The following is a 9,609-nucleotide window of genomic DNA, read 5'->3' on the forward strand; positions in this document are numbered from 1 at the left end:
TCGCCGCGATCCCCGCGGGCGGCGCCCCGCAGGTGATCGCCGGAGTGCTGATCAGCACCCCGGCCCCAGTTCTATCTCGCCACAGTTCTACTTCGGCGACTGCGCGGGGGAGATGTCGCTATTGTTCCGGACGTGACCCGCACCTCCTTCCCCTGGTCCCGGCTCGGCTTCGCCGCCCTCGTCATCGTCTCGCTCGGCCTCGGGTGGTGGGGCCTCGCGCTCGACACCAGCCATCAGCCCGGCCGTACCTGGTACGACGTCGTCTACCACGACCTCCAGCTCTTCGTGATGGGCGCCGACCCGGCCAGCGGCGGCGGGCCCCTCTCCTGGCAGCTCCAGGTGGCCCGGTTCCTCGCGCCGGCCACTGCCGTCTATGCCCTGTTCGAGGCGGCGCGCGCCCTGTTCACCGGAGAGATCCGCCGGTTCAAGGACCGGCGTGCGCGCGGCCACGCGATAGTCGTGGGGGAGACCGACGCCGCGGACACCGTCACCGCAGCCCTGGAGGCCGCAGGTCACCGGGTGCTGCGTACCCCGGACGCCGCCGGCCTGGGCGGTGTCGGCCTCACCGGTGCGACAGTCCTGTACGCGTGCGGCGACGACACGGCAGAGGCCACCGCCAACGTGCTGACCGTGGCAGAGGCGGAGAACGCGGTGCGCCGCGCAGGCAGCGGACCCGACCGGCTGTACGCCCACGTGAGCGACCCCGAGCTCGGCGTAGCGCTCCAGGCCAGGCACCTGAGCTGCGCCGAACCGGGCGTCGACTTCTTCACGCTCGACGTGATCGCCGCGCAGGCGCTCGCCGCGCGCGAGGTCCGGCGCATGGTGGACGGCCCGGGCAGACCAGTCGCGCGGACCCGCGTGGCGGTGGTCGGTTCGGGCGAGTTCGCCAAGGCCCTCGTCGTGGGGCTGGCCCGCGAGTGGGAGCTCGCGGGCGACGGGGCCCGTCTGACGGTCGACCTGATCGCGGACGACGCCGAGGCGGTCGCCGGCGCGCTGCGTGCCCGGTGGTCGCCCGTGGCGGAGAAGATCGAGCTGCGCGCCGCGGCGGCGCTCGGTGCCGGCGTTCCCGGGGTGCCCGACGTCGTCTACGTCTGCCACGCCTCGGACGGCACGTCCCTGCGCGTGGCCCTCACGGCCACGAAGCTGTGGCACGGCGGGCCGGGGTCCCTGGTGCTCCTGCTCGACGGCCTGGCGGGGCTCACGAGCGCCTTCGGCACGGAGGCGTCCCGGGTGCTCGACAACCTGGACGGTCGGCTGCGCACCGTGACCATGCGGGACCTGCTCGCCGACGTCGAGCGCGCGGAGGCCCGCGCGCACGCCGACATGTACGAGCGGATCGCGCGGTCCGTGCACCACGTCTACCTGCGCAACCAGCTCGAGCGCGGTGTCGGCTGGGGCGAGGTCCCCGCCATGGTGCGCTGGGAGGACCTCCCTGAGGACCTGCGGGCGTCCAACCGGGGGTGGGTCGTCGGGCTGCCCGAGCGGCTGGCCCGGATGGGCGCGACGATCGCGCCGCGCGACGGGGCCGCCGAGGTCGTGTTCGAGGGCGCAGAGCTGGACAAGCTCGCCGAGGCGGAGCACGAGCTGTGGGAGTCGGTACGAGTGGCGCAGGGCTGGCGCAGCGGCCCGGTGCGGGACGACACTGCCCGCGTGCACCCGATGATCGGCATGCCGTGGTCCGAGCTGCCCGAGGCGAACCGGGAGAAGGACCGGGACGTGGTGCGGCTCCTGCCCGAGATCCTCGCGGAGTTCGGGCTGGAGGTCGTGCGATACGAGGAGGGACGGGTCCTGGAGGCCGCCGTCGACGCCTGAGCTGCTGTGTGCCGGGTGTGGGACTTGAACCCACACGCCCTCGCGGGCAGCGCTTTTTGAGAGCGCCGCGTCTGCCTGTTCCGCCAACCCGGCCTGCCGGGACATAAAATGTGTCCCGGCGGACATCGAACCATACCCCTGGTCCAGGCCCAAGCCCGGGTGTCCGCGACGTAGGATGTTCTCCGTGACCGACGAGAACACCGAGAAGCTTTCCCTGGACCTGCCCCCGATGATCGACGCCGAGCCGGAGGCAGCTCCCGCCAACCCGTCCCGCCGTGCCGTCGTGGCCGAGGACGAGGCCCTTATCCGCATGGACGTCGTCGAGACCCTGCGCGAGGCGGGGTTCGACGTGGTGGGCGAGGCCGGCGACGGCGAGACCGCCGTGAACCTGGCGATCGAGCTGAAGCCCGACGTCGTCGTGATGGACGTCAAGATGCCCGAGCTGGACGGCATCTCCGCCGCCGAGCGCATCGGCAAGGCCCACGCGGCCCCTGTGGTGTTGCTCACGGCGTTCTCGCAGACGGAGCTCGTCGAGCGGGCCCGCGACGCCGGTGCCATGGCGTACGTGGTGAAGCCCTTCACCCCGGCCGACCTCCTGCCCGCCGTCGAGATCGCGATCTCGCGCTACTCGCAGATCGGCGCGCTGGAGGCCGAGGTCGCTGACCTCACCGAACGCTTCGAGACCCGCAAGCGCGTCGACCGCGCCAAGGGCCTCCTGATGACCAAGATGGGCCTGTCGGAGCCGGAGTCGTTCCGCTGGATCCAGAAGACGTCGATGGACCGCCGCCTCACCATGCGCGAGGTCGCGGACGCCGTCATCGAGCAGGTCGGCGCCTGACCTCAACGGTGCCCTAGAGCGGGTGAAAAAGGGGTGAGCCGGTTTTCTGCGGGGTCGGGCAGGACTAGTGTCTCCGCGGAGCCGGACATGACGTCCTGGCCTCAGGAACCCCGGGAGGAGACGAGCGTGCGCACTGTGCCCGAGACCTATCTCGCGGGCGAGGACGACCTGCCCGCCGTCGCTGCGCTGGCCGCAGAAGCGCGGGACGACTCACCCACCGGGGCCCAGCTCGGGGCCCAGGAGACCGACCGGCTGCTGGAGCACCTCAGCGTCCTCCTCGCGGCGGGCGGCCACGTGCTGGTCGCGAAGCTGGACGGGCAGGTCGTCGGCGTCGTCCTCGGCCGGGTCGTGGCGGCCTATCTGTTCGCGCAGCACGCGAGCCTGTACCTGGACATGCTGTTCGTCGCACCGCGGGCGCGGCGCCACGGTGTCGGGCACGCGCTGCTGCGTGCGGCCACCGAGCTCGCGGCCCAGCACGAGTGTCACGACATCTACTCCGCGCCGGTACCCGGCAACCGCGGGGTCCAGCGCTTCCTCGCCCGGCTCGGGTTCGCCCCGGCCGCGGGGCACCGCGTGGCGTCGGTCGCCGCGCTCCAGCGCCGCATCGCGGCGGAGGCGGCGCGCGACGGCGCGCCCGCGGGTCGCCGGTCGGCACGCGGAGGCCTCGAGGACCTCATCGCCCGACGCCGTCGCGCCCGCTCGGTCATGGAGTCCGGGCCCATCGACATGCGCCCGGTGGGCGGCGGCGCGCCGTCCCGCCGCCGCCCGGCGAAGGCCGGCTGAGCCGGGCTCTGTGCCTGTCAGCTCTCTGCTCGTTGTCGGCTGAGCGCGCCGTTCCGCTTCGGGCGAGTGCCTCGTTCCTCGGCCCTCACCCTGCGCTGCACTCTGCGCTCAGGCGGTTCCTCGTTGTCGGCTGAGCGCGCCGTTCCGCTTCGGGCGAGTGCCTCGTTCCTCGGCCCTCACCCTGCGCTGCACTCTGCGCTCAGCCGAGGATCATGCAGGTGAGGCGTGCCGTGCACACCCGCTTGCCCGCGTCGTCCGTGATGGCTATCTCGTACGACGCCGTCGTGCGACCCAGGTGGATCGCGGTCGCTGTACCTGTGACATAGCCCTCGCGAGCCCCGCGGTGATGGGTGGCGCTCACCTCGATACCGACGGTCTTCTTGTCCGGGCCCGCGTGCGCCTGCGCGGCGAGCGAGCCGAGCGTCTCGGCGAGCACCACCGACGCACCGCCGTGCAGCAGGCCCGCCGGCTGGGTGTTCCCCTTGACCGGGATCCGCCCGACCGCACGGTCCGGTGCGAGCTCCAGCAGCTCCATCTCCATCCGCTCGAAGAGCGTGCCGGTCGTGTCGGCACCGCCGTACATCGCCTTCCAGTCGATCTCGGCACCTGAGGGCGTCGCGGAAGCGCTCGTGTCAGTCATGCGGGCTATGTTGTCAGGCGTGACCTCCACCGTGCCAAGCCGTACTCCGGGCAAGCCTGCGTCAGGCCGCCCCCGTCTCCTGCTGATCGATGGCCACTCGATGGCCTATCGGGCGTTCTACGCGCTGCCCGACACCCTCGCGACCAGCTCAGGACAGATCACCAACGCCGTCTACGGCTTCACGTCGATGCTGACGAACCTGCTCAGGGACGAGCAGCCCACGCACCTGGCCGTGGCGTTCGACGCGGGCCGGGTCACCTTCCGTACCGAGCGGTTCCCGGAGTACAAGGGCACGCGGCTCGCCACGCCGGACGCGTTCAAGGGGCAGGTCCCGCTCATCAAGGAGGTGCTGGACACGCTGCACATCTCCTCGATCGAGCTGGCCGGCATCGAGGCGGACGACATCCTGGCGACCCTGGCGACGCAGGCCAAGGCAGCTGGCATGGAGGTGCTGGTGTGCTCGGGTGACCGCGACACGCTCCAGCTGGTGAACGGCGACGTCACGGTCCTGTACCCGAAGAAGGGCGTGTCCGAGCTGGCCCGCATGGACCCGGCGGCGGTCGAGACCAAGTACGGCGTGCCGCCGGAGCGGTACCCGGACCTCGCCGCGCTCGTGGGTGAGACCAGCGACAACCTGCCGGGCGTACCCGGTGTCGGGCCCAAGACCGCCGCCAAGTGGATCACCGCGCACGGGGGCCTCGCCGCCCTGCTGGACGCCGCCGACGACGTCAAGGGCAAGGCCGGGGAGAGCCTGCGCGCGCACATCGAGCAGGTGCGGATCAACCGGGAGCTGAACGCCCTGCTGACCGACGTGGAGCTGCCGCTCGGCGTGGCGGACCTCGCCCTTGCGGGCTTCGACCGGGAGGCCGTGCACCTGGTCTCGGACACCCTGCAGTTCGGCCAGCTGCGCGACCGCCTCCTCGCGGTGGACCCATCGGGCGCCGCCGCGGAGGAGGTCCCCGTGGCCGCGGGGATCGAGCTCGACCTGGCCGACGTCGCACCGGGCGCCCTCGGCGCCTGGCTCGTCGCCCGCTCGGAGCACGTGGGCGTCGAGGTGGCGGGCAAGGCGGTCGCGGGCGGCGGCGACGCCTGGGCGGTCGCCGTGGCGGAACCGGGTGGTGAGGCTGCCTACCTCGACCTCACGCAGCTCGGGCCCGACGACGAGAAGGCGCTCGGGGCCTGGCTGGCGGACACGAAGACGCCCAAGATCCTGCACGGGGCGAAGGCGGCCGCCCACATGCTCGCCGCGCGCGGCATGGACCTCGAGGGCGTCACGTTCGACACCCAGCTGGCCGCCTACCTCTGCTACCCCGACCAGCGCGGCTACGACCTGGGCGACCTCGCGGTGCGGCACCTCGGCCGCGAGCTCAAGGTCGCGGCACCCGAGGGCGCGCAGGGTGCCCTCGACCTCTCGCTCGAGGGCGAGGCAGAGGGGCAGGCCGAGGCGGTGCGTGCCCACGGCGTCGCCGAGCTGGCGACGGCCCTGGAGGGCGAGCTCGGCGACCGCGGCGCGACCCACCTGCTGGACGACGTCGAGCTGCCGTTGTCGGGCGTGCTGGCGCGGATGGAGCGCATCGGCATCGCCGCCGACACGGAGTACCTGACCGGGCTGGAGAAGCAGTTCGCGCAGGGTGTCGCGGACGCCGCCGCCGAGGCGTACGCCGTGATCGGCCGTGAGGTGAACCTCGGGAGCCCCAAGCAGCTGCAGGAGGTGCTGTTCGACCAGCTGGCGATGCCCAAGACCAAGAAGATCAAGACCGGCTACACCACCGACGCGGCGAGCCTGCAGGACCTGTTCGTCAAGACGGAGCACCCGTTCCTCGCGCACCTGCTGGCACACCGCGACGTGTCCCGCCTGCGTACCACCGTCGAAGGGCTGCTCAGGTCCGTCGCGCCCGACGGCCGCATCCATACGACGTTCCAGCAGACGATCGCCGCGACGGGCCGCCTGAGCTCGACCGACCCGAACCTGCAGAACATCCCGATCCGCACGGAGGCGGGCCGGCAGATCCGGCGGGCGTTCCGGGTCGGCGCCGGCTACGAGTCGCTGCTGACCGCGGACTACAGCCAGATCGAGATGCGGATCATGGCGCACCTGTCGGGTGACGTGGGTCTGATCGCGGCGTTCAACTCGGGGGAGGACCTCCACCGGTACGTGGGCTCACGCGTGTTCGAGGTGGCACCCGCCGACGTGACGCCCGAGATGCGGTCCAAGATCAAGGCGATGTCGTACGGCCTCGCCTACGGGCTGAGCGCGTTCGGCCTGTCGCAGCAGCTCAACATCGCGACGGGTGAGGCGCAGAACCTCATGGACGACTACTTCGAGCGGTTCGGTGGCGTGCGCGACTACCTCTCGGGCGTGGTCGAGGAGGCGCGCGCCACCGGCTACACCGCCACCATCCTCGGCCGGCGGCGTTACCTGCCCGACCTGACGAGCGACAACCGGCAGCGCCGGCAGATGGCGGAGCGCATGGCGCTCAACGCGCCCATCCAGGGCAGCGCCGCCGACATCATCAAGCTCGCCATGCTCAAGGTGCAGCACGAGCTCGACACCCGCGGCCTCAGCTCACGCCTGCTGCTGCAGGTGCACGACGAGCTCGTGATCGAGGTGGCGCCGGGGGAGCGGGACGCGGCGGAGGACGTCCTGCGCAGCCAGATGGGTGCGGCGTTCGTGCTCAACGTGCCGCTGGACGTCTCGGTGGGCACGGGGTCGACCTGGCACGAGGCGGGCCACTAGTCCCTCGGCGGAGCAGACCTCAGCCCTTGGTGGTCACGAAGACCGCCGTACCCGGCAGGTAGCGGCCGCGTTCCGGTCCCCAGCCGCCCCAGACCTGGTCGTTCCACTCCGGCCACTCGGGTTCGACCAGGTCGACCAGGCGCAGCCCCGCTGCCGCGAGGTCGCGCACGTGGTCGCCGACGGTGCGGTGGTACTCCGCGTACCGGACCCGACCGGCGGCGTCCGTCTCCACGTAGGGGCGGCGGTCGAAGTACGAGCGGGACGCCGTCAGGCCCCGCCGGGTCGGGTCGTCGGGGAAGGCCCACCGCAGCGGGTGGGTCACGGAGAACACCCAGCGCCCGCCGGGGCGCAGCACGCGGGCGGCCTCGCGGTGCACCGTGCCGGCGTCGGGCACGAAGGGGAGGGCGCCGAACGACGTGAACACGACGTCGAACGAGCCGTCCCCGAACGGCAGCGCCCGCGCGTCCGCCTGGACGCGCGGCACGACGACCCCCGTGGCGGCGTCGAGGCGGTCCGCCCCTGCCAGCATCCCGGCCGAGTAGTCGGTGGCGACAGCCCGCGCCCCGCGTGCTGCGAGCCAGCGCGAGCAGTGCGCGGCCCCGGCGCCGACCTCCAGCACGTCGCGTCCGGCGATCTCGCCGAGCAAGCCGGCCTCCGCCTCGGTCAGACCCTCGGGGCCCCAGCGGAACCCGGCGTCACCGAGGAAGTCACGGTGCTCGTCGAGGTACTCGTCGGCGTTGGCGTCCCACCAGGTCCGGGCGGCGCGGCCGTCGTCGGCCACGTCGCGGTAACCGAAGGAGACCGGCTCGTCGTTGCTCACGGGGCAATCATCGCGCCTGCGCACTCCCTATGGCTCCGTGTGACCTCGTCTATGAGTCGTCGCGAAATACCACAGCCGTGGCGATAACGAAAGGGTCACGATTGGATTCCGGTCAGGGAAGCGAAATACGCAGGCAACGAGAACGCTCCTAAGGTCAGGCGCAAACGTCTGCGCGTCGTCGTGTCCGAACCCGGGCTCGCCGGTGCGCTCGAGGAAGGAGAGTGCCATGCGTCGACGCGCTACGCGCCTTGCGGGCGGCGTCACCCTGGTGACTGCGTTCGCAGTGGCTCTGAGCGGTTGTGTCGCCAGCGAGCGGGACGCCGAAGGTGAGGGCGGGGGCAGTGGCGGTGACGGCACGTTCGTGTTCGCCGGATCGGCGGAGCCCAGCTCGCTCGACCCCGCGTTCGCCAGCGACGGCGAGACGTTCCGGGTCGCCCGCCAGATCTTCGAGGGCCTTGTCGGCGTCGAGCCGGGCACCGCGGACCCCGCTCCGCTGCTCGCGGAGAGCTGGGACATCAGCGAGGACGGTCTGGAGTACACGTTCCACCTCAAGGAGGACGTGAAGTTCCACGACGACACGGACTTCAACGCCGAGGCCGTGTGCTTCAACTTCGACCGCTGGCACGACTGGACCGGTCTCGCCGCGCACGAGAACCTCTCGTACTACTACAAGGTCGTCTTCGGCGGCACGGGCGAGGACAGCCTGTACGAGTCCTGCTCGGCGTCCGACGACGCGACCGCCGTCGTCACGCTCAAGGAGCCGATCCCTGAGCTGGTCCCGGCGCTCTCGCTGCCGTCGTTCGCCATGCAGTCGCCCACGGCGCTGGAGGAGTTCGGGGCGGACGAGGTGGAGGGCACGTCCGACGCTCCCAAGCTCACCGAGTACGGCAAGGAGCACCCGGTCGGCACCGGGCCCTACGCCTTCAAGGAGTGGAAGAGCGGCGAGAGCGTGACCCTCACCGCCAACGACAGCTACTGGGGCGAGATCGCCGACGTCAAGACCATCGTGTTCACGGTGATCGCCGACGGCACCGCGCGCCGTCAGGCGCTCGAGGCCGGTGACATCGACGGCTACGACCTGGTCGCGCCCGCCGACGTCGACGCGCTCAAGGAGGCCGACTACACGATCCTCGACCGCGACGCGTTCAACATCCTGTACCTGGGCATGAACCAGGCGCAGGAGCCGCTGGACGACATCAAGGTCCGCCAGGCGATCGCGCACGCGATCGACAAGGAGGGCCTGGTCCAGGCAGCGCTGCCGGAGGGCACCGAGCCCGCCACGCAGTTCGTGCCGGAGATCGTCACCGGGTTCAGCGAGGACGTGCAGAAGTACGAGTACGACCCGGAGAAGGCCAAGGCGCTCCTCAAGGAGGCCGGCCAGGAGAACCTCGAGATCGAGTTCAACTACCCGACCGAGGTCTCCCGCCCGTACATGCCGGACGCCGCCGCGATCTTCGAGGCGATCTCCGCGGACCTCGAAGAGGTGGGGATCACGAGCAAGGCGACGCCCGAGCCGTGGAGCCCGACCTACATCGACACCATCCAGGGCGGCGAGAAGCACGGCCTGCACCTCCTGGGCTGGACGGGTGACTACAACGACACCTACAACTTCATCGGCACCTTCTTCGGCGCGCCGTCCCTCGAGTGGGGCTTCGACGACCCGGAGGTGTTCCAGGCGATCAAGGACGCCCGCAACGCTCCCCTCGAGGAGCAGGAGGCGGCCTACATGAACGCCAACGAGGTGATCATGGAGGCGCTGCCGGGCGTGCCGCTGGCCAGCCCGGTGCCGTCGCTCGTCGTCGCACCCGACGTCGAGGGCTACCCGATCTCCCCGGTGCAGGACGAGGTGTACAACGTCATCACCCTCGGCGGGGGCGAGTAAGGTTCCCTTCCGAACTACCTGGGGACTCCAAGTCCTAGGGTGAAATGCCTCAGGTCGGGGGGGGGGGGGGGGCGCCGCCCCCCCCCCGTGCCGCCTG

General features: G+C 71.4%; 7 protein-coding genes and 1 tRNA gene. 5 read left to right on the forward strand and 3 right to left on the reverse strand.

The features are described from left to right. The first annotated feature begins 132 nt into the window (after positions 1-132). Positions 133-1,812, forward strand: a complete 1,680-nt coding sequence (locus tag AB0F40_RS26395) for a RyR domain-containing protein (protein ID WP_357475043.1) — start codon at positions 133-135, stop codon at positions 1,810-1,812. A gap of 9 nt (positions 1,813-1,821) precedes the next feature. Here the strand turns inward: AB0F40_RS26395 and AB0F40_RS26400 are convergent. Then, positions 1,822-1,905: transfer RNA gene (locus AB0F40_RS26400), tRNA-Leu, on the reverse strand. A gap of 136 nt (positions 1,906-2,041) precedes the next feature. Between AB0F40_RS26400 and AB0F40_RS26405 the strand changes: the two genes are divergently transcribed. Together AB0F40_RS26405 and AB0F40_RS26410 are read left to right on the forward strand one after the other, a co-directional pair. After that, a complete protein-coding gene (locus tag AB0F40_RS26405; RefSeq protein ID WP_233257301.1) occupies positions 2,042-2,650 on the forward strand; it encodes a response regulator in 609 nt (202 codons plus the stop codon). Positions 2,651-2,776: 126 nt separating this feature from the next. Further along, entirely contained in the window at positions 2,777-3,433 is a 657-nt protein-coding gene (locus tag AB0F40_RS26410; protein WP_357475046.1) for a GNAT family N-acetyltransferase, read from the forward strand. A gap of 199 nt (positions 3,434-3,632) precedes the next feature. Here the strand turns inward: AB0F40_RS26410 and AB0F40_RS26415 are convergent, their stop codons facing one another. Beyond that, the gene (locus AB0F40_RS26415) at positions 3,633-4,016 is read right to left on the reverse strand and encodes a hotdog fold thioesterase (protein ID WP_357475058.1); all 384 of its coding nucleotides are present in this window, start codon (positions 4,014-4,016) and stop codon (positions 3,633-3,635) included. A gap of 64 nt (positions 4,017-4,080) precedes the next feature. Here AB0F40_RS26415 and polA point away from each other — a divergent pair, with 64 nt between their 5' ends. Further along, positions 4,081-6,810, forward strand: coding sequence for a DNA polymerase I (gene polA, locus AB0F40_RS26420; RefSeq protein ID WP_357475061.1), 2,730 nt, complete (start codon positions 4,081-4,083; stop codon positions 6,808-6,810). A 19-nt stretch (positions 6,811-6,829) separates the two neighbouring features. On the opposite strand, the gene AB0F40_RS26425 is transcribed toward polA, so the two are convergent. Next, positions 6,830-7,630, reverse strand: a complete 801-nt coding sequence (locus AB0F40_RS26425; protein WP_357475050.1) for a class I SAM-dependent methyltransferase — start codon at positions 7,628-7,630, stop codon at positions 6,830-6,832. 226 nt (positions 7,631-7,856) lie between these two features. Between AB0F40_RS26425 and AB0F40_RS26430 the strand changes: the two genes are divergently transcribed. Continuing rightward, complete coding sequence (locus AB0F40_RS26430; RefSeq protein ID WP_357475054.1) at positions 7,857-9,512, forward strand: ABC transporter substrate-binding protein; 1,656 nt, start codon at positions 7,857-7,859, stop codon at positions 9,510-9,512. Positions 9,513-9,609 lie beyond the last annotated feature (97 nt).

It is taken from the genome of Promicromonospora sp. NPDC023987 (assembly GCF_040639055.1).
Lineage (GTDB): Bacteria > Actinomycetota > Actinomycetes > Actinomycetales > Cellulomonadaceae > Promicromonospora.

Excerpts from the sequence above, each read along its gene's own strand:
- AB0F40_RS26405 (WP_233257301.1), top strand. The coding sequence starts at position 2,042 with ATGATCGACGCCGAGCCGGAGGCAGCTCCCGCCAACCCGTCCCGCCGT.
- AB0F40_RS26415 (WP_357475058.1), bottom strand. The coding sequence starts at position 4,016 with ATGTACGGCGGTGCCGACACGACCGGCACGCTCTTCGAGCGGATGGAG.
- polA (WP_357475061.1), top strand. The coding sequence starts at position 4,081 with ATGTTGTCAGGCGTGACCTCCACCGTGCCAAGCCGTACTCCGGGCAAG.
- AB0F40_RS26430 (WP_357475054.1), top strand. The coding sequence starts at position 7,857 with ATGCGTCGACGCGCTACGCGCCTTGCGGGCGGCGTCACCCTGGTGACT.